Source organism: Rheinheimera salexigens (assembly GCF_001752395.1).
In the GTDB taxonomy this organism is placed as follows: domain Bacteria; phylum Pseudomonadota; class Gammaproteobacteria; order Enterobacterales; family Alteromonadaceae; genus Alishewanella; species Alishewanella salexigens.
The window spans coordinates 352,060-372,683 of sequence record NZ_MKEK01000001.1; the positions used below are offsets into that span (position 1 = coordinate 352,060).

The 20,624-nt window shown below is 43.4% G+C and carries 25 protein-coding genes; 11 read left to right on the plus strand and 14 right to left on the minus strand.

All coding sequences use genetic code 11. The features are described 5' to 3' along the window. Nucleotide 1 precedes the first annotated feature (1 nt). Genes BI198_RS01710 through BI198_RS01720 form a run of 3 tightly spaced genes read right to left on the minus strand, consistent with a single transcriptional unit; the run spans nt 2 to nt 1,723 of the window. A complete protein-coding gene (locus BI198_RS01710; RefSeq protein ID WP_070047991.1) occupies nt 2-265 on the minus strand; it encodes a phosphopantetheine-binding protein in 264 nt (87 codons plus the stop codon). A 1-nt stretch (nt 266) separates the two neighbouring features. Next, nucleotides 267-1,031: a lysophospholipid acyltransferase family protein gene (locus BI198_RS01715; protein WP_070050559.1), complete on the minus strand. Its 765-nt coding sequence runs from the start codon at nt 1,029-1,031 to the stop codon at nt 267-269. Continuing rightward, nucleotides 1,019-1,723, minus strand: coding sequence for a beta-ketoacyl synthase chain length factor (locus BI198_RS01720; RefSeq protein WP_070047992.1), 705 nt, complete (start codon nt 1,721-1,723; stop codon nt 1,019-1,021). Before BI198_RS01720 ends, BI198_RS01715 begins: the two co-directional genes overlap by 13 nt. Before the next feature lie 171 nt (nt 1,724-1,894). Between BI198_RS01720 and BI198_RS01725 the strand changes: the two genes are divergently transcribed. From BI198_RS01725 to BI198_RS01740, 4 genes are read left to right on the plus strand one after another with little or no spacing between them, the layout of a single operon-like run. Further along, nucleotides 1,895-2,812: a hypothetical protein gene (locus BI198_RS01725; protein WP_070047993.1), complete on the plus strand. Its 918-nt coding sequence runs from the start codon at nt 1,895-1,897 to the stop codon at nt 2,810-2,812. 51 nt (nt 2,813-2,863) lie between these two features. Then, nucleotides 2,864-4,027, plus strand: coding sequence for a beta-ketoacyl-ACP synthase III (locus BI198_RS01730; protein WP_070047994.1), 1,164 nt, complete (start codon nt 2,864-2,866; stop codon nt 4,025-4,027). Then, complete coding sequence (locus tag BI198_RS01735) at nt 4,014-4,430, plus strand: hypothetical protein (RefSeq protein ID WP_070047995.1); 417 nt, start codon at nt 4,014-4,016, stop codon at nt 4,428-4,430. Before BI198_RS01730 ends, BI198_RS01735 begins: the two co-directional genes overlap by 14 nt. Nucleotide 4,431: 1 nt before the next feature. Continuing rightward, nucleotides 4,432-5,436 (plus strand): BtrH N-terminal domain-containing protein, encoded by a 1,005-nt coding sequence (locus BI198_RS01740; RefSeq protein ID WP_070047996.1) that lies wholly within the window; start codon nt 4,432-4,434, stop codon nt 5,434-5,436. A 4-nt stretch (nt 5,437-5,440) separates the two neighbouring features. Here BI198_RS01740 and BI198_RS01745 read toward each other — a convergent pair whose 3' ends face one another. The 6 genes from BI198_RS01745 to BI198_RS01770 are packed head-to-tail and all read right to left on the minus strand — an operon-like array spanning nt 5,441 to nt 9,781. Continuing rightward, on the minus strand, nt 5,441-5,986 hold the full coding sequence (locus tag BI198_RS01745; protein ID WP_070047997.1) for a hypothetical protein: 546 nt from the start codon (nt 5,984-5,986) through the stop codon (nt 5,441-5,443). Continuing rightward, on the minus strand, nt 5,986-7,077 hold the full coding sequence (locus BI198_RS01750) for a beta-ketoacyl synthase N-terminal-like domain-containing protein (RefSeq protein ID WP_070047998.1): 1,092 nt from the start codon (nt 7,075-7,077) through the stop codon (nt 5,986-5,988). The genes BI198_RS01745 and BI198_RS01750 overlap by 1 nt, the downstream gene beginning before the upstream one ends. Continuing rightward, nucleotides 7,074-7,340 carry an acyl carrier protein gene (locus BI198_RS01755; protein ID WP_070047999.1) on the minus strand — a complete coding sequence of 89 codons (267 nt, stop codon included), beginning with the start codon at nt 7,338-7,340 and terminating at the stop codon, nt 7,074-7,076. The genes BI198_RS01750 and BI198_RS01755 overlap by 4 nt, the downstream gene beginning before the upstream one ends. Beyond that, nucleotides 7,322-8,509: an ABC transporter permease gene (locus BI198_RS01760; protein WP_070048000.1), complete on the minus strand. Its 1,188-nt coding sequence runs from the start codon at nt 8,507-8,509 to the stop codon at nt 7,322-7,324. The genes BI198_RS01755 and BI198_RS01760 overlap by 19 nt, the downstream gene beginning before the upstream one ends. Continuing rightward, a complete protein-coding gene (locus BI198_RS01765) occupies nt 8,506-9,393 on the minus strand; it encodes an ABC transporter ATP-binding protein (protein WP_070048001.1) in 888 nt (295 codons plus the stop codon). Before BI198_RS01765 ends, BI198_RS01760 begins: the two co-directional genes overlap by 4 nt. Next, complete coding sequence (locus tag BI198_RS01770) at nt 9,386-9,781, minus strand: hotdog family protein (RefSeq protein ID WP_070048002.1); 396 nt, start codon at nt 9,779-9,781, stop codon at nt 9,386-9,388. Before BI198_RS01770 ends, BI198_RS01765 begins: the two co-directional genes overlap by 8 nt. 152 nt (nt 9,782-9,933) lie before the next feature. Here BI198_RS01770 and BI198_RS01775 point away from each other — a divergent pair, with 152 nt between their 5' ends. Beyond that, entirely contained in the window at nt 9,934-10,512 is a 579-nt protein-coding gene (locus BI198_RS01775) for a 4'-phosphopantetheinyl transferase family protein (RefSeq protein ID WP_070048003.1), read from the plus strand. After that, nucleotides 10,509-10,754 carry a GlsB/YeaQ/YmgE family stress response membrane protein gene (locus BI198_RS01780; RefSeq protein WP_070048004.1) on the plus strand — a complete coding sequence of 82 codons (246 nt, stop codon included), beginning with the start codon at nt 10,509-10,511 and terminating at the stop codon, nt 10,752-10,754. Before BI198_RS01775 ends, BI198_RS01780 begins: the two co-directional genes overlap by 4 nt. A gap of 25 nt (nt 10,755-10,779) precedes the next feature. On the opposite strand, the gene BI198_RS01785 is transcribed toward BI198_RS01780, so the two are convergent. After that, nucleotides 10,780-11,022 (minus strand): DUF1289 domain-containing protein, encoded by a 243-nt coding sequence (locus BI198_RS01785; RefSeq protein WP_070048005.1) that lies wholly within the window; start codon nt 11,020-11,022, stop codon nt 10,780-10,782. Nucleotides 11,023-11,463: 441 nt separating this feature from the next. On the opposite strand from BI198_RS01785, the gene ilvG reads away from it, so the two are divergent. The 4 genes from ilvG to ilvA all read left to right on the plus strand — a co-directional run bounded on the left by ilvG (nt 11,464) and on the right by ilvA (nt 16,947). Beyond that, the gene (gene ilvG, locus BI198_RS01790; protein ID WP_070048006.1) at nt 11,464-13,119 is read left to right on the plus strand and encodes an acetolactate synthase 2 catalytic subunit; all 1,656 of its coding nucleotides are present in this window, start codon (nt 11,464-11,466) and stop codon (nt 13,117-13,119) included. Continuing rightward, nucleotides 13,119-13,373 (plus strand): acetolactate synthase 2 small subunit, encoded by a 255-nt coding sequence (gene ilvM, locus BI198_RS01795; protein WP_070048007.1) that lies wholly within the window; start codon nt 13,119-13,121, stop codon nt 13,371-13,373. Before ilvG ends, ilvM begins: the two co-directional genes overlap by 1 nt. A gap of 37 nt (nt 13,374-13,410) precedes the next feature. After that, nucleotides 13,411-15,276 carry a dihydroxy-acid dehydratase gene (gene ilvD, locus BI198_RS01800; RefSeq protein WP_070048008.1) on the plus strand — a complete coding sequence of 622 codons (1,866 nt, stop codon included), beginning with the start codon at nt 13,411-13,413 and terminating at the stop codon, nt 15,274-15,276. Nucleotides 15,277-15,399: 123 nt separating this feature from the next. Continuing rightward, nucleotides 15,400-16,947 carry a threonine ammonia-lyase, biosynthetic gene (gene ilvA, locus BI198_RS01805; protein ID WP_201243561.1) on the plus strand — a complete coding sequence of 516 codons (1,548 nt, stop codon included), beginning with the start codon at nt 15,400-15,402 and terminating at the stop codon, nt 16,945-16,947. Nucleotides 16,948-17,020: 73 nt separating this feature from the next. On the opposite strand, the gene BI198_RS01810 is transcribed toward ilvA, so the two are convergent. Genes BI198_RS01810 through BI198_RS01820 form a run of 3 tightly spaced genes read right to left on the minus strand, consistent with a single transcriptional unit; the run spans nt 17,021 to nt 18,912 of the window. After that, entirely contained in the window at nt 17,021-17,884 is an 864-nt protein-coding gene (locus BI198_RS01810) for a hypothetical protein (RefSeq protein WP_070048010.1), read from the minus strand. Between the two features lie 57 nt (nt 17,885-17,941). Further along, entirely contained in the window at nt 17,942-18,313 is a 372-nt protein-coding gene (locus tag BI198_RS01815; protein ID WP_070048011.1) for a hypothetical protein, read from the minus strand. Beyond that, the gene (locus BI198_RS01820) at nt 18,313-18,912 is read right to left on the minus strand and encodes a peptidoglycan recognition protein family protein (protein WP_070048012.1); all 600 of its coding nucleotides are present in this window, start codon (nt 18,910-18,912) and stop codon (nt 18,313-18,315) included. Before BI198_RS01820 ends, BI198_RS01815 begins: the two co-directional genes overlap by 1 nt. A gap of 209 nt (nt 18,913-19,121) precedes the next feature. Between BI198_RS01820 and BI198_RS01825 the strand changes: the two genes are divergently transcribed. Then, nucleotides 19,122-20,384, plus strand: coding sequence for an NRAMP family divalent metal transporter (locus BI198_RS01825; RefSeq protein WP_070048013.1), 1,263 nt, complete (start codon nt 19,122-19,124; stop codon nt 20,382-20,384). On the opposite strand, the gene BI198_RS01830 is transcribed toward BI198_RS01825, so the two are convergent. Beyond that, a complete protein-coding gene (locus BI198_RS01830) occupies nt 20,376-20,624 on the minus strand; it encodes a GNAT family N-acetyltransferase (protein ID WP_070048014.1) in 249 nt (82 codons plus the stop codon). The two genes, BI198_RS01825 and BI198_RS01830, sit on opposite strands and share 9 nt — an antisense overlap.

The following is a 20,624-nucleotide window of genomic DNA, read 5'->3' on the forward strand; positions in this document are numbered from 1 at the left end:
TTTACTCCACTAACTGCTGTTGCTTAACATACAATGCTAATTTATTTAGGCTGGCAAAATGCTGTTTATTTTGTTCAGAGTTTGCATCAGGTTTAATATTATATTGTTTCTTTAATGCCTGGCCTAATTCCAATGCATCAATTGAATCTAACCCTAAGCCGTCAACAAATAACGGTGCGTCATCATCTATATCATCTGGAGTTATATCTTCCAGCTCCAATGTATTAATAATTAGCTGCTTAAGTTCGAGTTTCAAAGAGTCCATGTTACTTCACTGCCTGTTGATAAAAATACTGTAAATCCCTAGTCAACTGGCGGGCAGCTAACGAAGGGGACTGAATGCGTTCCAAATAATCGGTAAGCTGAATATCTTGTAAATATTTAATGCTCAACGTTGGCTTTTTTGCGGGAACCTGATACCACTTTTCCTGTTTAGTGAGGGTACTTGGCTGGCAACAAATATACAATGCTAGATAGCCCCGCTTTGCTCGAAGCGCGATATTAGCAGCGCCACGCTGAAATACCAATGTAGATCCTGGAGTACTGCGAGTACCTTCTGGAAAAATGATTAAATTATTACCTTTATTTAAAGAGGCTGCACAATCATCTAATAGCTTGTCTGGATCAGAATTACTAATATAACCAGTGCTAGTGATTACACCGCGCATAAAAGGATTGGAAAATAATTGTGCTTTTACCACACAATCGGCTTGTGGTGTCATAGCAATTAGCGCTACCACGTCAATCAAGCTAGGATGATTAGCAATAATAATTTGGCCGCGAGCCTGCTCTAATTGAGCAGAGGCGGTAAAGTTGAAATTAAAAATACCGACAAAACGCATCAAGGCAATAAAACCTTTAAACGCTTTATGCACAGTATGCCGAGCATGGCGTTTACGTTGTTCTAAATCACGAATAAATAAACGCTGTAGCGGAAATACGGTTAAAGACAGTAAAACACCGCCAATACCGAAAACGGCAAAGCAAAACCCTGTCGCTAGAATACGATACCAATGATTTAATTGTTGCATTTTTTTGCCTTGCTCCACTGCCATTGCCGCTGATGACCAGGCAAAATTAACTGTTCTTGCTCACCTTGTAAAAAAGTTAATAACTTAAGCGCCTGATCAGCGTCCGCTAGACTTTGCTCATTGGGATGCATAGTAAACTGGACTAATTCACCTTCAGTACGGTGCAGCAGGATCGCTAGAGCGATAGACGCTGACGGGTCTTGGCAAAATTGCTGATAGGGTTCAGGTACAGGCTCATCTGCGTAAACGACGAGAAGTTGCATTAAATCAGGCTCGCTATAAAAGCGAGCAGCAGCCTCTAATACCGCATAATGCAAGCTATCAGCACCCGCCGCTATGGCATTGCTATCGGCCTGATTTTGGCTATACATACTAAATTGGCCGCTAATAGCATTATGCACAGATAAGGCAAACTGCGAGGGTGATAACAGCTCCTGATTACCCAATTGTTGCAGCAGCATTAACGTTTTATGCAAATCACCGTGACGAGAAGAAAAAATGGTTGGTAGAGGAGTATTGTCGTGCTGTTCAACAGCTTGTAGAGCAACATCAAAGGCGAGTTTGGTCATTTTGCTAAAGCGTCGACGTGTCATCGCTGGCACTTGGCTTAAAGTAGGTTGTGCTGAAACTATAGCGCCATCTTTGTTTGCTGACGGCGTCCAAACCGCCCAGGATTTTATATATAATTCCACGTCAGCATCATCCCTATCCTAAATTAATAACACTAAAAAGCGGCTATGATATATAAATTAGTTATAAAAAGTAAATTAAAAACACTTTAATTCAATATTGATTGACCCTAAGGGCAGTTAGCGGGCAAAATCATCGGCTTGAAATATTCAATTGGGATAAAGTGATACAAGATGCGCAGAATCTTAGTTATAAATTATTCGCAAACGGGCCAACTTAATAGGCTTGTTTCTTCTGTCTGTACTCCTTTATTAACGGCAGATGACATTCAAGTTGATTTTATTGCTGTGCAACCGGTTACACCTTATCCGTTTCCTTGGTCTTTGATTCGCTTTTTTTCTGTTTTTCCAGAAACAGTATTACAAATTCCGCAGCCACTGCTGCCTCCCACGACCGAATTAGCCGAAAAGTACGATCTGATTATCTTAGCTTATCAGGTGTGGTTTTTATCGCCATCCTTGCCCATTAGCAGCTTTTTACAGACCCCCCTAGCGCAACAGATTTTTAAGAATACGCCTGTTGTTACTTTGATTGGCTGTCGCAACATGTGGCTAATGGCACAAGAAAAAGTTAAAGTTCACTTGCAGCGGCTACAAGCTAGGCTGGTTGATAATATTGCGTTAATTGATAAATGCGGTAGTGCAGCCAGCTTTATTGCCACGCCAATGTGGATGTTTACGGGCAAGCAAAAAGCCAAGTCTTGGCTGCCAAAGGCTGGAATTAGTGAGCAAGATATCAAGGCGGCGAGTCGCTTTGGTGATCGCATCGCCCAGCGGCTTCAAGAAGATAGCAGCGCTATTACCTGCAGCATGTTAACCGGTTTACAAGCAGTGACTATTGATGAAAAACTGATTGCGAGTGAGCGGGTAGGTAACCATAGTTTTAGTGTCTGGGCCAAGTTGTTATACCGGTTAGGCCCAGAGCAGAGCATACGCCGTAAGTTTGGTCTTGCAGTCTACGTGTGCTTTTTATTGCTATTAATAATTACCGTAGTGCCTATTACCACCTTGGCTAAGAAGCTACTTGCTCCCCTAACGAAAAAACGTATTGCTAAGCAAAAACGCTATTTTGCGGCTCCGTCCGGCGAATAAAGTAGTAATAAGTAGTAATAAACAGTGAAGACATGAGTTGAAGGGAATTTGATGTCAGTAAAGCCAGTGTATATTAGTCGTATTGCAGCAGAGTTACCTTTTGATGCAGTATCAAATGAAGATATGGAGTCCCGACTGGGGCAAGTAGGCAATAAACCTTCTCGCGCTAGACGGTTAATTTTACGCAGTAATGGTATTAAACAGCGTCATTACGTTATCGATCCAGCTACGGGAAAAGCAGCGTTTAATAATGCCCAGCTAGCTGCTTTGGCCATTCGTAAGCTTTGTGCAACACCGGAACAGTTAAATAGTATTGAATGCCTAGTGGCTAGTAGCTCAGCACCCGATCAATTGATGCCGAACCATGCGGTTATGGTACACGGTGAGCTTGGTAATCCGCCGTGCGAAGTGGTTGCAACGGCAGGTATTTGTCTCTGTGGTATTACGGCTTTAAAGTACGCTTGGATGAGTGTTGCCAGTGGAAATAGCGAAAATGCGGTAGCGTGCGGCTCTGAAGTGGCTTCCAATATGATGCATGCTCGTAACTTTAGTGCTGAAAGCGCTGCGAAACTTGCCCAACTAGATAAGCAACCTGAGTTAGCATTTGAAAAAGACTTTTTACGCTGGATGCTGTCTGACGGTGCCGGTGCGGTTTGGTTGCAAAATAAACCTGCAGAAAAAGGGCTAAGCCTACGCATTCACTGGATTGAAATTATTTCATTTGCCAACCAATTACCGGCTTGTATGTATGCAGGTGCTGAACAAACTGCCACTGGCTTACAGGGCTGGACCCAGTTTGATGCCGCCGGTCGTGCTGAGCAATCGGTGATGTCCGTTAAGCAAAATGTTAAACTGTTAAATGAAAATATTGTCACGGTAACCGTCGAGCAAGCCTTACAACGCGTATTGCAAAAACACCCTATGTTACCTGAACAAATAGATTATTTTTTACCACATTATTCTTCAGAATATTTTCGCGATCGGTTATTAGTAGGGTTAGAAAATATTGATTTTGTGATCCCACAACATAAATGGTTTACTAATTTAACCAGCAAAGGTAATACTGGTTCAGCCTCTATTTTTATTATGCTAGAAGAGCTTTTTCACAGCGGAAAACTGCAAGTAGGCGAAAAAATTCTCTGTTACATTCCCGAAAGTGGTCGTTTTTCAAGTGCCTTTATGTTGTTAGAGGTAGCCAGTAATGGAGCTGGATGATGTGCCTCAAGATGACAGCAGCAGTTATGGTGGTCATAAAAAGCTCCTGTACGCGACCACGCGTGATGGCCGTTATACCGGTACGCAAAGTAGCGGCTGGGATACCGAGGCCTTTGCTACCACTTTAGCGGTAGAAACATTAGAACAGCAAGCGCATGAGGCCCATAAGCAGTGGCAACAAGGGCTCTTGTCGCCCCTACCTTTTTTGATGTATCAGGCTAGGTTAGATGAAGCAGGCCTAAGTCAGATCAGTGGCTTTTGGCGCTGGCGTATTCGCCGTCATTTTAATCCCGCTCATTATCGGGGTCTATCTAGCACCATCTTACAACGATACAGTGACGCCCTTGCTGTACCTTTGTCTCAACTTCAAGCCTATCAGTTGCAAGCTAATCAGCAGGTATAATATGACCTTTACTCATCAACAAAGCGCACATTGTGAAAGCGGTGTAATGTCTAGCTTATTGACAAATGCCGGCTTTGCTATCAGTGAGCCAATGGTATTTGGATTATCATCGGCATTAGCTTTTGCTTATTTACCTATTGTTAAGCTAAATGGCATGCCATTAATTGCGTATCGGATGCCGCCAAAGCATATTATTAATACTTTGAATAAACGCTTAGGTTTGAATATTCAGAGTCAACGTTTTAGCCGAGTTGAGGCGGGTCAGTTGGCACTTGATCAGGCTTTAGCCAATCAGCAAGCTGTTGGCTTACAAACTAGTGTGTTTTGGTTACCCTATTTTCCAGCAGAAATGCGTTTTCATTTTAACGCCCATAACTTACTGGTTTACGGTAAAGAAAATGATAATTACTTAATTAGTGACCCAGTATTTGAAGAAGTGGTGCAATGTGACAGTATGGCACTAAATAAAGCCCGTTTTGCTAAAGGCGCCTTGGCGCCTAAAGGTTTAATGTATACCTTAGGGCGCACGCCAACTGAGGTAAACTGGCCTAAGCTTATTCGGCAAAGTATTAAAGCCACTACCCGTATTCTCGATGGTTTACCTTTACCTTGGATTGGTGTGCGCGGTATTTTTCATTTAGCTAAGCAAATTGAAAAGCTGGATCCTAGCGCTAAGAAGTATAATCGACTATATCTGACCCATATCGTACGGATGCAAGAAGAGATTGGTACTGGAGGGGCTGGGTTTCGTTTTATGTACGCCTCATTTTTACAAGAAGCGGCAACAAAACTTAATGAGCCGGTATTGCACGATGCCGCCAATCAAATGACCTTAATTGGTGATGGCTGGCGCGGCTTTGCGTCACAATTGGTGCAGTATTGTAAAGCCAAACAAGCGGATACAGATTTTTCGGTACTGGCCACCAGCTTACGGCAATTGGCTGTGCAAGAGCGTCAATTGATGCAACAGTTAGCGGCGTGGAGCAAACAGACTGCGAATGGTTAAACCGTTAACGCGCTGCCGTGGCAAAATCACTAAACTGCCAATTTTTAGGCTGCCAGTGACCAGGGCGTAGATGCACAGCCTGCCCACTCAGTTGGTTGTTGCCTTGTAGGCAGCGGATTAATAGTGCCTCTGGTACTATATCGCAATGTAAGTCGGCATAAGCTAACTCGGCTAATGGCTGCCACGGCTCGCTTCCGGCACCAATAAACACATTGGGGCCATCTAAATTTAACATTTGAGCCGCATAAAAGCTGGCAGCATTACTGACACTATTTACAAATTCAAATGGCTTAGGCAGTTGCTGCTGAACAATAACGGTATCTAATAAAGCATACATATTAGCTAAGGATGGATAATCCGCAGCTAAATAAATACCGCAACGACTCGCGAGTTGGCCGCGAAATGGCAGTGCCAACAATAATGTTAGCAACGCTAATCGATCCATACGCCGCGGCATACGTGGCAATTGTTGCTTTAATTGTTGCTTTAGCATCTTGTCAGTACTATTAGCATCGAGGGTTAGCTCGTAATGTTGGACAACACTAAACATCAGCACTTCCTCAACAGTAAGCTGGCATTATTGCCGCCAAAGCCAAAAAAGTTTGCCATTACAATATCTTGTGATTTAAGTGCTACTTCTTCATGACTAAAAGGTAGGCTTGCTTCACTAGCATAAGGTAAAGCGGGAATAGTGCTCTCTTGTGCTGAAGCAAACAACAGCGCCAATTCACTTAAACCGCAGGCACCTAAGGTGTGGCCTAAATAGGGTTTCAACACCGCTAAAGGCGGAACTTTATCCGCAAATAGGCGTCTGATACCGTTTTGCTCAGCGGTGTCGTTAGCGGGAGTTGCGGTACCATGTAATTTAAGTAAAGCAAGATGAGCGGGGTTAACGCGACTTTGCTCTAACGCTAGCTGCATAACTTGAGCAATATGGCTGCCATCTTCTGAGGTAGTCGTAATATTGTATGTGTCACAAGCACTATATCCTCCTAGCAACTCGGCAGTTGGGGTGTTATCTGGAAGTGTGCTCACTACCACAGTGGCATAGGCTTCGCCTAATATTAGGCCATCACGTTGCGGGTGAAACGGTCGGTATTGGCCACTACTGCTGGTTAATTCTAAGGTACTAAAGCCAGAACGAGTAATTTTACCCGGTGGCTCAAACGCTAATATTAACACATGGCGGTATAAGCCCGCTTGTAGCAGACGCTGGCCATAAAGCAGTGCATTAGCTGCGCTAGTACAGGCGGTATTGATAATACGTACGGCAGCAAAATCAAATTCAGCAGTAAGTTTATGCTTAAAGCTATCGAAAGAAGGCATCAAGGCATAGCTTAGCGGCTGACCTTGTTCTAACCGCTGTTCTAGCAGGCTGACATCTAGCGCTGTAGACGCAACGAGTAATAAGCATTCAGACGCGGCTAAGCCAGCTGCATCCAGCGTTGTTTGTAATAGCTGATGTAATCTTTCATGTAAGGCTAGATCCGCACCGGTTACCGCAAAATAGGGTAGTGACAATGCATCTTCAGCATAACTAGGTAAGGGCAGCTCACCTTTAGCGTATCGTGCAGCCGCTTGCGGTAGATCCGTCGCCAAAGCAGAACTCAAATGAAACTGGCTAAGATAAACGGCTGTCATTTATTTGCCAAAATATAGTCAGCGATACTATCAATATTATGCAGTACTTTACGGCCTTGGCTTGCGCCTTCTATGCGAACGCCATAGTGTTTTTGTACAGCTAAGCTAAGCTGTAAGGCATCTAGGCTATCTAAATCGAGTCGACTAGTATTACCAAATAATACTTCATTATTACTAATATCTTGCGATTCCAGCTCATCTTCCTTGTCACACTCAAGTATAAGCAATTGTTTTAATTTTTCAGTTAATAAATTGCGGTCCATTTTATTCGACTCAGCTTAAATTGATAAATGAAGTACGCTAAAGTAAAACTACTTAGCGCAAATAAGGTTAGTTTTAAAGCGGCAGGGACAATGTCAGTAACACCACCGTGGCCCGTTAATAAAATAAGGCAACCATCCAATGCCCAACTCATTGGTGACAAGGCTGCTAGCTGTTGCATTGCTTCTGGCATAACTGACTTTGGCACCATAATACCGCCAATGGCAGCTAAAATAATATTACAGCCGCCACTTAGCATCAGAGCCTGCTCATTACTACGTACTAGGCTAGCAATTAAAAAGCCAAAACAGCTACTGCATAACGCTATGCTACAGGCCAAAACTAAGTATGCAAGTACACTACCATTTAACTGTAATGGCTCTAAACCTAACATGGGTAACAACCAGCGACTTACCGCAAGCAACACAGTAAACTGCAATAAATTAATGAAAAAATAGGGTAAGCATTTACCAACAGCTAGTGTGAGAGGGGGTAAATTGGCAGACTTTAATCGTAATAAAGTACCGCTTTGCTGCTCAGAAAGCAGTGTGTTTGCCATAGGAAGCATAACGAAAAACATACCAAAAATTAACCAAGCCGGTACGCTATGCTGGCTAGCGCTAGCCTGATCAAAAACCTGACCGCCACGGCCTCTATCTTGCTCATCAAGGGTGCTATCGGTTTGCTGTCGTACAATCGCCAGTTGTTGGCTTAAGCTTTGTTGATCAGACAACATCTCATTGGCGGTTAAAAAAGCCTGTAAACGGGTTTGAGCCAAGCTTAAGGTAACCGCTGCTCGTATCTGCTGACGCAGTACAGGGGCGGTACTGGCTGGGAAAATAAGCTGGAGTTGGGGTAATGAGGCTGTCGTTTCTTGTTCTAGTAACGCACTAAACTCAGTACTAGTAATAACCGTTATCGTCTCTTCGCCGCTTTGAGGTACCAACATGACTTGCTCAGCCAATGCGGCGGCAAAAAAACGACTATTAGTGTCATCAGAGTGTTGAATCAGCTGCAAGCTAGCTGACGCGGGCTCGCCAGAATTAAGATCGGATAAGGCAAACGACATCAATAGCACAAACGTTAGCGGCATTAAAAAGAGCACGGCTAAAGCATGCAGATCTCGGTAGAGTATACGCCACTCTTTACTCAATAATGCCCACAACCTCATAGCTGGCCCCCAGTGACATGCAAATACAGTTGCTCCAACGAAGGTTTGCCGTAGCGTATTAAGTCAGGTTGCACAGGCTGGGCTGTAATAAACTGGTTTAAGCTTTGCCATTGGTCTGCACTCGACAGGTCTATAATACTGCCTCGGGCTATCGGTTGTGCGGTTAATGCCAAGTTTGCCAGTAACTCTAACCAGCCACTGGGTTCTTGCTGTGGCCATTGCACCATTAATTGCCAACTCTCTGAACCAAATTGGCTAAGTGGAACGTCTAGTAAGAGCTTGCCTTGTTGCATCACTAGTATGCGACTAGCGATTTGCTCAATTTCTTGAAGATAATGGCTAGTGTAAAGTAACGTTTTGCCAGCAGCTGCTAGCTGCTTAACCGCGGTAAGTAATTGCTGACGCGATTGGGCATCAACACCCACTGTTGCTTCATCGAAAAGATATACCTCTGCTGGCTGTAAGATACCAATAGCAAAGTTCAGCCGTCGCTGCCAGCCACCAGATAAGGTTGCAGCACGTTGCTTTAATCTGGCGTTTAAGTTGCAAGCATCAATTACAGTTTGCAATTGCTGCTGTCGTTGTCTGCCTTGAAGTTGGTATATATCGGCAAAGAAAGTGAGGTTTTCAATAATGCTAAGTTGACTATAAAATGCTAAATGTTGCGGCACCAAACCAACGCGCATATCCGCTTGTTGCCAAATTAACTGGCCACTTACGGGCTGGGTCAGCCCGCTTAACAATGAAAATAATGTGGTTTTACCTGCACCATTGGCACCTAATAACCCTACTATATCTCCTGCTTGTAGTAACAAGTCTATCCCAGCCAAAGCATCTATATCGGCTCCTGGGTAGCGATAGCACACAGCTGATAATTTAAGCATGTTCTATTACCATCAATAAGTTACCGCTAAGCAAAACTTCATCTTGGCTTATCTCAAATTGATACTGGGCACCTAACCCATTGTTATTTAGTAATTCGCAGCGAACGATTACAGGCTTAGCTTCAGCAACAGTCTGGTATATTTTTAAGCGCTGTACTTTTACCACATAGGCCCGTTTAGCTTGCTTTGACTGACTTGCGCCATGTACCCCACAAAGTTGCGCGGCAGCTTCATAGAGTAAGTAGCTTGGACAATCTGGGCCATATAAAGCCAGGCAATCAGCTGTTGTTGCACCAACAATACGCGTCGGCTCAATTTGACTAACAGAGTCTAGCCAAAGTGCAGTACCTCTATGCGGTAATAGTTGTTTTAAAGCAGCGCGATTCAAAGGATTAATGTGCCTGGAAATTAAAAGCAAGAAGTCTACCCCAGCGACAAAGCATTGTCACGGCAGATCTTAATAGCCAAGGTGTGACAGTCGCTCAGATTCACAGGTATACTGGCAAACATTAGCACAGCTAGAGAAACTAGGGCTAAAATATGATTTTGCTAAGCTACAGGTTGCAATTATTGTCGTTACAACAATGTCGCCAACATCTCACTAATAAAGAATGGCAATATGCGCAAACATTAAGCCAAAAACGTCAGCTCCAGTTTTGTAATGGTCGCGCCCTGACTCGTCAATTACTGCAACAACATTTTTGTTACAGTGTTGCTAGCGTCGCGATAGAATTACCCTCAGATAAAGCACCGGCATTAACGGTTTGTCATCAGCCTTGGCATCTCTCTATTAGCCACTCAGGCCAAGTAGTTGCAGTGGCTGTAAGCAAAAAAAGTCGCTTAGGTTTAGATGTTGAAAAAATAAAATCACGGAATATTGCAGAGTTTAGTGCCGAATATGCAGCATTAACCAATGCGGATAATTTAACGGCTTTTTATCGATGCTGGACTGCAGCAGAAGCTTACAGTAAGTATAGTGCTGAGCCTTTGTTAAGTGTTTTACAGCAGCCCTTAGCAAAAGAAGTACAGTATAAGCACTTGTTATTATCTGGTTATATGCTTTGCTTATGCAGTAAGCAAAACAATGTTCAATATTTAATCTACGAGGATAATATATGAGTTTTCTATGGTTTTTAATAATAGGTGCTATAGCTGGCTGGTTAGCTGGGTTGATTATGAAAGGCAGCGGTTTTGGTCTTTTGATCAATATCGTCGTCGGGATTATAGGCGCTTTACTTGGTGGCTTTATATTTGGTTTATTAGGCTTAGGGTCTTATGGCTTAATTGGCTCTTTAGTCACGGCAACCGTGGGCGCTGTGGTGTTGTTATTCTTAATTGGTTTAATCAAAAAGAATGGCTAATTAACTCTGATTGATTTCTGATTGATTAAAATAAATCTAACGATTCACCGTTTTGCGGTGAGTCATTTTCTTTTTTTTGTTTGACCTGAATACGCTGCCGACGTTGCGCTAGCAACTTTAAAATTCGGGCCTGCTCTGCAACCGGTTTATCATGCCAGTTAAAACGTTCATCTCGCGAGCGTAAACAGCCGATGCAATAGCCTCTGTTATTGCTTTGGCAGACACCAATACACGGATTGGGTAAGTCAAATAGTTCTAGCTGAGACACTACAAGCCCTCCTCGATAGCAATAACAGATAGCTCAAGTGTAAGCTGCGACCTTGCTAACTAGCAAATATGACATTTATCAATATACCAAAATTAAAAGGCCAGATTATAAAAAAACAGTTGACTTAAGACTGATAGACGGCTATTTCTATAGGTAGGTCAGTTGGCGAATGTATTAAATTGCTGACTTAAGACAACGAATTTTAATTTATAACCTAATTTATAACAGAAAAGTTATTAAGAGCAATTTATGCGTATAGCTAGTTTTCTAAATATTATTATCCTCATTAGCGTGGTGATTATTAGTCGCCGCGGGGGCGCGTATTTGGAAAAAATAAACTAGCTTACATTGCTTTTCCAAAAACCCCCGCTTCGCAAGAATCGGGGGTTTTTTCGTTTAAGGCTTACAACAAACAAATTTAACGGTACATGAGGATAGAAAATGACAGGCGCAGAAATAGTGGTTCAAGTACTGCAGCAGCACGGCGTTGAAACCATTTTTGGCTATCCCGGTGGCGCCATTATGCCAATTTACGATGCGTTGTATCAAAGCCAACTGAAGCATTATTTATGTCGGCATGAACAAGGTGCAGCTTTCTCTGCCGTCGGCTATGCCCGAGCTTCAGGCAAAGTAGGCGTGTGCATGGCCACTTCAGGCCCTGGTGCAACCAACATCATAACCTCTCTTGCCGATGCCTTGTTAGATTCTGTTCCTGTAGTTGCTATCACTGGCCAAGTATCGCAAACCGTAATGGGCACTGATGCCTTTCAAGAAATTGACGTTTTAGGCTTAAGCTTAGCCGTGACCAAGCACAGCTTTATGGTGCGCCATGTTGATGAATTAGCCGACATCTTGCAGCAAGCCTTTGTTTTAGCTAGTTCTGGCCGGCCGGGACCGGTGTTAGTTGATATTCCTAAAGATGTGCAACTGGCTGCTGCTAGCGCTGCCGAGCTACCTGCTATAGCAGCAACCAGCAATAATGAGATAGCCACTTCTTTAGCTAATGCTGCTAAAGCGCGCGAGTTAATAGCACAAGCAAAACGGCCCATGGCTTATATCGGCGGTGGCGTGCATATGGCCGATGCCATGGCGGAATTACAACAGTTTTTGCAAGCTAACCCTATGCCCTCGGTAACGACGTTAAAAGCCATGGGTTCAGTAGCCAAAGATAACCGCTATTATTTAGGTATGTTGGGTATGCATGGCACCCAAGCAGCTAATTTAGCCGTACAACAATGTGATTTATTAATCTGTTTAGGTGCCCGATTTGATGACAGGGTGACTGGCAATTTAGACAAATTTGCTGCCGGCGCTAAGGTGATCCATGTTGACATCGACCCGGCTGAAATCAATAAAGTTCGCTTTGCTGATGCCGCATTATTAGGCGACATGAAGCAAATATTACCGGCAATCAGCAGCGAAACAGACTGTAAAGAGTGGTTAAGCCATTGCTTAGCATTAAAACAACAATTTGGCTGGCGCTATGATCATCCGGGTGAGCGTATTTATGCCCCGTTATTATTAAAGCAATTAAGCGAGCGGATGCCGGACAACACGGTAGTCAGTTGTGATGTGGGCCAGCACCAAATGTGGGTGGCGCAGCATATGCGCTTTAACAGTCCGCGGAATCATTTATCCAGTGGTGGTTTAGGCACGATGGGATTTGGTTTACCAGCGGCCATTGGCGCTAAACTAGCCCGGCCCACTGATACGGTGATCACGGTGTCGGGTGATGGTTCATTTATGATGAACGTGCAAGAGTTAGCCACTATTAAACGTTTTCGTTTACCGGTCAAAATCGTCATTATTGATAATCAACGCTTAGGTATGGTTAAGCAATGGCAGCAACTATTTTTTAATGAGCGCTACAGCGAAACTGACTTGTCCGATAATCCTGACTTTGTGGCCTTAGCGGCGGCGTTCGCTATCCCGGGCCATCGTATCAGCCGTAAAGAAGAAGTCGCAGATGCATTAGAAGCCATGTTTACGTGGCCTGGGGCTTATTTACTGCATGTATCAATAGATGAACAAGATAACGTTTGGCCTTTAGTACCACCTGGGGCTGGCAATGAAAGTATGTTAATGGAGGCAAACTAATGCAACATGTAATAACCATCACTGCGACAAATACGCCGACTGTTATCGAACGTTTATTACAGGTAACCCGTTATCGCGGCTATCAACTGCTAGGCTTAGAGTTTAACGCTGTAGCGAATAGTCTGGGCCTAGAGATAACCTTAACAGTGAGTAGCGAAAAGCCCATCCAGTTGCTGACTAATCAGCTAAATAAATTACATGATATTCAACAATTACAATTAGCTGGTGCAACCTTAGCTGTGTTGCAGGCTTAATTTTTTAGCTTAAATTTTATTACGGAGTGTCACCGCTATGCCAAAACTACGATCCGCCACTGTTACTGAAGGCCGCAATATGGCAGGTGCTCGTGCGCTCTGGCGTGCTACAGGTGTTAAAGATACCGATTTTGGTAAACCCATTATTGCGGTTGTTAACTCATTTTGTGAATTTGTTCCTGGTCATGTTCATTTGCGCGATCTAGGAAAATTAGTTGCCGCCAGCATTGAAGAAGCTGGCGGTATTGCTAAAGAGTTTAATACCATTGCAGTAGATGACGGTATTGCGATGGGCCACGGCGGCATGCTGTATAGCCTGCCATCGCGCGAGTTAATTGCCGACTCGGTAGAGTATATGATCAATGCGCACTGCGCCGATGCCATCGTGTGTATTTCGAACTGCGATAAAATAACTCCAGGTATGTTAATGGCAGCATTACGCTTAAATGTGCCAGCTATTTTTATTTCTGGTGGCCCAATGGAAGCGGGTAAAACCAAATTATCTGACCAAATTATCAAATTAGATTTAGTGGATGCTATGGTATCAGGCGCTGATCCTACGGTGTCAGATGAAGACAGCGACGCAATAGAGAAAAGTGCTTGCCCAACCTGCGGCAGTTGTTCCGGTATGTTTACCGCCAACTCAATGAACTGCTTAATTGAAGCTTTAGGCTTAGCCCAACCGGGTAATGGCTCTTTGTTAGCGACTCATGCCGATCGTAAAGAATTATTTGTTCAGGCCGGTTTTCGGATTATGGAGTTATGTAATCGTTGGTATAAACAAGATGATGCCAGCGCTTTACCGCGTAATATTGCCAATAAAACTGCGTTTGAAAACGCCATGATGTTAGATATTGCCATGGGCGGGTCCACCAATACCGTGCTGCATTTATTAGCAGCGGCGATAGAAGGTGAAGTGGATTTTACCATGGACGATATCGACCGCTTATCTCGCATAGTGCCGCATCTGTGTAAAGTGGCGCCTTCAACACCTAAATATCATATGGAAGACGTACATCGCGCCGGTGGTGTAATGGCCATATTAGCCGAGCTTAATCGTGCTGGCTTATTGAATGCCAATACGCCGCATGTCTCGGGTACAAATTTAGCGGCTGTACTGGCCGAGTGGGATATCGCTTCTACCGGTACCGATGCCGCTAAGCAAATGTATCTTGCCGGTCCTGCCGGTATTCGTACCACTAAAGCGTTTTCGCAAAGCTGCCGTTATCCCAGCTTAGATGATGATCGTGCAGAAGGCTGTATTCGCAGTCAACAACATGCTTATTCGCAAGATGGTGGTTTAGCGGTGTTATTTGGCAACATTGCCCCTCAAGGCTGTATTGTAAAAACCGCAGGTGTTGAGCCAGAAAACCTAGTATTTACCGGTCGTGCGCGTATTTTTGAAAGCCAAGATGATGCTGTCAGCGCAATTTTAGCCAAACAAGTCATTGCGGGTGATGCGGTAATTATTCGTTACGAAGGCCCTAAAGGTGGCCCGGGTATGCAAGAAATGCTGTATCCAACCAGCTACTTAAAATCGATGGGTTTAGGCAAAGCCTGTGCCTTAATTACCGATGGTCGATTTTCTGGGGGGACGTCAGGCTTATCAATTGGCCATGTATCACCAGAAGCGGCTAGTGGTGGTGCCATCGCGCTTGTTGAAGAAGGCGATACTATTGAGATTGATATTCCGCAGCGAAAAATTGCTATCGCTGTTAGCGATCAGATACTGGCTGAGCGGCGTAAGGCTATGGAAGCTAAGGGCAAACAAGCATGGAAGCCAGAGAATAGACAACGGCCGGTGAGTAACGCTTTAAAAGCTTATGCTTTGCTGGCAAGTAGTGCAGATAAAGGTGCGGTACGTGATATTGCAAAATTAGAACAATTAACCAACAGTCGCTAGTAATTAAAGACCAGCAGTGGAGTAACAATGAGTAACCTGGCAACAGTTCAACAATACGTAGATAAATCTAGTGCTGCTACTAATGCGGTCACTGATTCTTGTGCTAAAACAGATACAGAATTAATGCAGCAGTATTTACGTGAAATTTTACTGTCGCCAGTGTATCAAGCTGCAGTAGAAACCCCCTTAGATGGCATGGCGAAACTCAGTCAGCGCTTAGGCCATCAAGTGCTGTTAAAGCGTGAAGATAAGCAACCGGTGTATTCCTTTAAAATCCGTGGTGCTTTTCATAAGTTGCATAAAGTACAGCAACAAAGTCCGAATAGCGCGGTAGTGTGCGCCTCGGCGGGTAATCATGCGCAAGGTGTGGCGCTATCTGCAAGTAAACTGGGCTTAAAAGCGACTATTGTCATGCCTATTACCACGCCAGAAATTAAAGTGGCTGCGGTTAAAGCCTTAGGTGGCAATGTGGTATTGCATGGCACTGCGTTTGATGAAGCCAATAGTTACGCCATGAACTTAGCCAATACTGATGGTGCTATTTATATCCCCCCTTTTGACGATGCTGATGTTATTGCTGGCCAAGGTACGGTAGCTAAAGAATTACTCAGTCAACATAATCAATTAGATACTGTTTTTATTCCGGTAGGTGGTGGCGGTATTCTTGCCGGAATGGCGGTGTATATTAAAGCTATTCAGCCTAATGTTCGGGTAATAGGTGTTGAGCCTGAAGATGCCGCCTGCTTTCAAGCGGCACTTGCTGCTGGCCATCCCGTCACGTTAGATCGGGTGGGCTTATTTGCCGATGGTGTTGCCGTGAAACGGATAGGCACGGAAACCTTTAATTTAGCCCGGCGCTTTTGTGATCAGGTTATCACTGTGTCTAGTGACGAAATTTGTGCTGCGATTAAAGATATTTTTGATGATTTACGGGCCGTGGCCGAACCTGCAGGCGCTTTAGCATTAGCGGGCTTAAAAAAATACAGTCAGCAGCTACAGCAAAAACAAACACAAGCGCAGACACAACAGCAGTCATTAGCTAAGCCGCAGCAACTGGCGGCAGTATTAAGTGGCGCTAATTTAAACTTTGATACCTTACGTTATGTTTCTGAACGTTGTGAGTTGGGGGAGAAGAAAGAAGCGGTATTTGCGGTAACCATTCCGGAGGAAAAAGGCAGCTTTCGCCGTTTTTGCCAAGCATTGGGCGGGCGCGCGATTACTGAGTTTAATTATCGATATGCCAGTGATAATAAAGCCCATATTTTTGTCGGCATTAAATTACGTTATGGCCAATCAGAATTAGATACCGTTAAGCAATTATTGAGCGCAGCCGGTTATCAGTATCAAGATTTATCGGATGACGAACTGGCCAAGCAACATGTGCGCTATATGGTTGGCGGTATACCACCGAGAAAATTACAAGAGCAAGTGTATCAGTTTAACTTTCCGGAATACCCCGGAGCCTTAATGAATTTTTTAAACACCTTAGGCGAAAATTGTAATATCACTCTGTTCCATTATCGTAATCATGGTGCGGCAACCGGAGATGTGTTGGCTGGTTTTGAAGTGGCGAGCCATGATGATATTAAGCCGTTTTTACAGACGTTAGGTTATCAATATCAACTCGTCAGTAGTAATCAGAGTTATCAAGCATTTTTAACCGCAGAATAGCTAATAGCAGAGCAACTAAAACAGAGTAAATAGCTGGCTGTAATCGGTTTGCTGCATCGGCTTAGACATAAAGCTAAGCCGATATTGTTTTTTTTAATTGCTCTGTAACAGCGGTTATTATTTGCTTATCTTGCCAATATTGGTTGTGGGATAATGGGTTCCAGCTTGCCGCAAGCCAGCCAAAAAAGCCGCCACCGGCATTAATACTATAATCGGTAACTAATTGTTGATAACCCGGCGATAAATCGGCTAACGGCCAACCTAACACATCATCTTTATCGTAATAATTATGCCAAAAAAAGTCAGGGCTAGGCCGAGTAATTGGCACAATTTGCTCCATAGCATGGGCAGCAACAAAGATCGGAATATTACAACCCGTGGTAATTAAACCGGCTAAAGCGTTGCCTTGTAAAAAAGCAATATCGTCATCAGTTAACGGTATATCGCCGCTAATAGCGGCTTGATAAGCGCGTATATTTTGCCATATACCGGCTGTAACCTTTTTGCCAGCACGGGCGCAGCCGGCATCCCATAAGTAACAAGAAAAAACATGGCCGCCTAAAGAGTGAGCTAAAATGACTACCTTGCCGCTTGGACTAAGCTGTTGTTTTGCGACATACAGCGCCCGAGCAATACTGAGTTGGGCAAAAAGATAACTACTATTTTCTGCTTCTTTGCGATGCTCTAAACCTGCCGCATCGGCAAAGCCAAATAACATAAAGCGTCGCAGCTTATTCCATCGTAACCGAAAACCAATTGCTTGCCAGACACGCTGTTCGTTTTGCTGCAGAATATCTTGATAATAAACACTGTTGCTATGCAACTGCTTGGCGTTAATACCTAGCTGGCGCAGGACGGTTTTTAGCAGTTTATTAGCATAGCCAGAGTCTGTTTCTCCCATACCATGTAGTGTAATTAACGCCGCTTGTTGCATCATTACTGCTCCAAAGTTTTTGGTTAATACTTTAGTAAAGCATTAAGTTTAATCCAATGATTAAAATAATGCCTCGCAGGTCTGAGAGTCACAGGCAAAGTACCATCGTTGCTCTGCACATTGGATATGGCCAGTCGCACCGGCTCTAATCTGCCAATTACAGTTAGCTTGTTGATATTGTACCGGTCCTTCAATAGCGCATGGAGCATAATCATAATAGTCGTGTAATGTGTTGCTATCGATTAATTTAGCCTGCTTAAAAAATGCTAATGCTTCGCGATTGCTTAAATCGACATCACTAGGAGTACAGCGAGTAATTTCATCAGAATTAAAATCGGCAACATATAACGCGGTTAATTGCTCAGTATTAAAAGCAACATTATTAGCGCAAGCAGTTAATAATATTGTGATTAAAAAAGTGAAAACGCGCATTACCAACTCGCTCCTTTAGCTTCGCCAGGATGTTTATAAGAGACTTGGGGATGTCGATATACATCTTCACCAGATAAACCAAAGTGGCAATATAACTCTGCAACTAACCATTTTAACGATTCATTTTGTAGCGGATTCACCGCTTCGTATTGTTGATCATTTAAATGCTTACCAACGATCTCAATACCTAAAGCGTCACTGTTTACAGGGTATCTATCTGGATAGGACTTCTGACGCTCATGGTTATCTATAGCTTTAATTTGACTTGACCACGATTTGGCCAATATTTTTGCCATTTCTACACTGTTACAATTATCTTTATTTAAGGTAAGACATTTCGATTTAATTAACCGTCCAACATGGTAACAGCGTTTAGCTGTGCTTGCCGTTTGATAAATTGTGCCATCTTTACCAATAAGAAAGTGGGCACCATTGCCACCACCGTTATAGCTATTAAATGTGTGCTGTGCAGTGGGTGCATCGGTCTGATGAACTACTATAGCTTTTACAGAGGATAAGTTGCCGTGCTCAATGCTTTCGAAACGTTTAAGTTGTACTTTGCTGTCTATTAGCATGCCTTGCTGGTCTATTGTCGACATGATTTACCTTTAACTTGCTGCAGTATCTGTATAGATATAGCGCAGCTTTAATTAAATGTAAATTATAATTTAATTAAATGGGTGTTATCAGTTTTATTTTTAGAGCCCGACAACAATTTTTAACATCTGTAAGCTGATAGTTGGATAGTAATTATTGTACCGATTGAGTAAGCTCGATACATATAATAACAATACAAATAGTGTGATCAATGGATGTAGTAGCTAATAATAACAATAGTTGGGTCAATAAAATTCGCGCTTTAGGCCCTGGCATTTTAATGGCAACAGCAGCAATAGGGGGCTCGCATTTAGTGGCATCTACGCAAGCTGGCGCCTTATTTGGTTGGCAACTGGCTTGGTTAATACTGTTAGTTAACGTACTTAAATATCCGTTTTTTCGTTTTGCTGTCGATTATACCTTGCTGACAAAACAAAATTTATTACAAGGCTATCAGCAAAAAGGGCGTGGCTACTTTTATAGCTTTATTGTGTTGAATATTATTGCTGCGGTGGTAAACACGGCCGGGGTTTTACTGCTTACCGCTAGCTTATTACAATATGTTTTACCTTGGTTGTTGCCGGTAAGTACATTGTCAGTAAGTACATTGTGCTGGTTAATTTTAGCCGTCTGTTTATTAATCTTATTATTAGGTAAGTTCAATGCGTTAGATAATGTGGCTAAAGTCATTATGCTATTGCTGACGGTCACCACTTTTATCGCGGCAGGTATAGCCTTTTATCATGGTGCCCAAGTACCGGCTGATTATGTGCCTGTGTCGCCTTGGACCTTAGCAAGTTTAGGCTTTTTGGTGGCGTTAATGGGCTGGATGCCGGCACCGATTGAAATTTCAGTTATTAGCTCGGTGTGGCTGCAAGCCAAGCAAGAGCAGATGCCGATTAATCGCCAGCAAGGTTTATTTGATTTTAATTTAGGCTATTGGCTTACTGCTATTTTAGCACTAACTTTTTTATCGCTAGGGGCGTTAGTCCAATATGGTACGGATCAACCAATAGCATTAGCCGGTTCGACCTTTGCTCAGCAACTTATTAATATGTATGCCAGCACTATTGGCAGTTGGTCAGCGCCGTTAGTGGCATTAATCGCATTTTTATGTATGTTTGGTACCACCTTAACCGTGTTAGATGGTTATGCGCGCACGCTAAATTTGTCATTTATGCAATTAGGTTGGTTTAAAGGTGTCGTTGGCTATAAATTTTGGCTAGTAGCGCAAGCAGCCAGTGGAATGTTGCTGATATTGTTTTTTGAAGGGGCGTTGGCACCGATGCTTACCTTTGCCATGACATTATCTTTTTTAACCACACCAGTATTTGCGTGGTTAAATTACAGCTTAATGCAGAACAATGCCGCCATTAAACTTAACCGCGGCTTGCGCTGGTTAAGTTGGGCAGGCTTAACCTATTTAACCGGCTTTGCGTTACTGTTTTTGGTTTGGTATCTTGCTTTAGCGTAAAAATCGTTGCACGTAGCTGCAGCTGGCATAAATAGTAAATTGCTGCTGCTTGGCCCAGCTAAGGCCTGTTCTGACCAGTTTTTCGGCTAAGCCTTTGCCGCGAAAGGCTGGCGGAACAAAAGTGTGGTTAAAGTCGATATCATTATTGTTTAATTGATAATCGAGTACGGCTTCATTGCCATCGAGCTGCAACACAAAGCGCTGTAGTTCAGGTTGGTGTTGTACTGTTGCTGATTCCAT

Bases quoted from the DNA above. Each gene is read 5' to 3' on its own strand.
- BI198_RS01710 (WP_070047991.1), bottom strand. From the start codon at position 265: ATGGACTCTTTGAAACTCGAACTTAAGCAGCTAATTATTAATACATTG.
- BI198_RS01715 (WP_070050559.1), bottom strand. From the start codon at position 1,031: ATGCAACAATTAAATCATTGGTATCGTATTCTAGCGACAGGGTTTTGC.
- BI198_RS01725 (WP_070047993.1), top strand. From the start codon at position 1,895: ATGCGCAGAATCTTAGTTATAAATTATTCGCAAACGGGCCAACTTAAT.
- BI198_RS01730 (WP_070047994.1), top strand. From the start codon at position 2,864: ATGTCAGTAAAGCCAGTGTATATTAGTCGTATTGCAGCAGAGTTACCT.
- BI198_RS01735 (WP_070047995.1), top strand. From the start codon at position 4,014: ATGGAGCTGGATGATGTGCCTCAAGATGACAGCAGCAGTTATGGTGGT.
- BI198_RS01740 (WP_070047996.1), top strand. From the start codon at position 4,432: ATGACCTTTACTCATCAACAAAGCGCACATTGTGAAAGCGGTGTAATG.
- BI198_RS01745 (WP_070047997.1), bottom strand. From the start codon at position 5,986: ATGTTTAGTGTTGTCCAACATTACGAGCTAACCCTCGATGCTAATAGT.
- BI198_RS01750 (WP_070047998.1), bottom strand. From the start codon at position 7,077: ATGACAGCCGTTTATCTTAGCCAGTTTCATTTGAGTTCTGCTTTGGCG.
- BI198_RS01755 (WP_070047999.1), bottom strand. From the start codon at position 7,340: ATGGACCGCAATTTATTAACTGAAAAATTAAAACAATTGCTTATACTT.
- BI198_RS01760 (WP_070048000.1), bottom strand. From the start codon at position 8,509: ATGAGGTTGTGGGCATTATTGAGTAAAGAGTGGCGTATACTCTACCGA.
- BI198_RS01765 (WP_070048001.1), bottom strand. From the start codon at position 9,393: ATGCTTAAATTATCAGCTGTGTGCTATCGCTACCCAGGAGCCGATATA.
- BI198_RS01775 (WP_070048003.1), top strand. From the start codon at position 9,934: ATGATTTTGCTAAGCTACAGGTTGCAATTATTGTCGTTACAACAATGT.
- BI198_RS01780 (WP_070048004.1), top strand. From the start codon at position 10,509: ATGAGTTTTCTATGGTTTTTAATAATAGGTGCTATAGCTGGCTGGTTA.
- ilvG (WP_070048006.1), top strand. From the start codon at position 11,464: ATGACAGGCGCAGAAATAGTGGTTCAAGTACTGCAGCAGCACGGCGTT.
- ilvM (WP_070048007.1), top strand. From the start codon at position 13,119: ATGCAACATGTAATAACCATCACTGCGACAAATACGCCGACTGTTATC.
- ilvD (WP_070048008.1), top strand. From the start codon at position 13,411: ATGCCAAAACTACGATCCGCCACTGTTACTGAAGGCCGCAATATGGCA.
- ilvA (WP_201243561.1), top strand. From the start codon at position 15,400: ATGCAGCAGTATTTACGTGAAATTTTACTGTCGCCAGTGTATCAAGCT.
- BI198_RS01810 (WP_070048010.1), bottom strand. From the start codon at position 17,884: ATGATGCAACAAGCGGCGTTAATTACACTACATGGTATGGGAGAAACA.
- BI198_RS01815 (WP_070048011.1), bottom strand. From the start codon at position 18,313: ATGCGCGTTTTCACTTTTTTAATCACAATATTATTAACTGCTTGCGCT.
- BI198_RS01820 (WP_070048012.1), bottom strand. From the start codon at position 18,912: ATGTCGACAATAGACCAGCAAGGCATGCTAATAGACAGCAAAGTACAA.
- BI198_RS01825 (WP_070048013.1), top strand. From the start codon at position 19,122: ATGGATGTAGTAGCTAATAATAACAATAGTTGGGTCAATAAAATTCGC.
- BI198_RS01830 (WP_070048014.1), bottom strand. From the start codon at position 20,624: ATGGAATCAGCAACAGTACAACACCAACCTGAACTACAGCGCTTTGTG.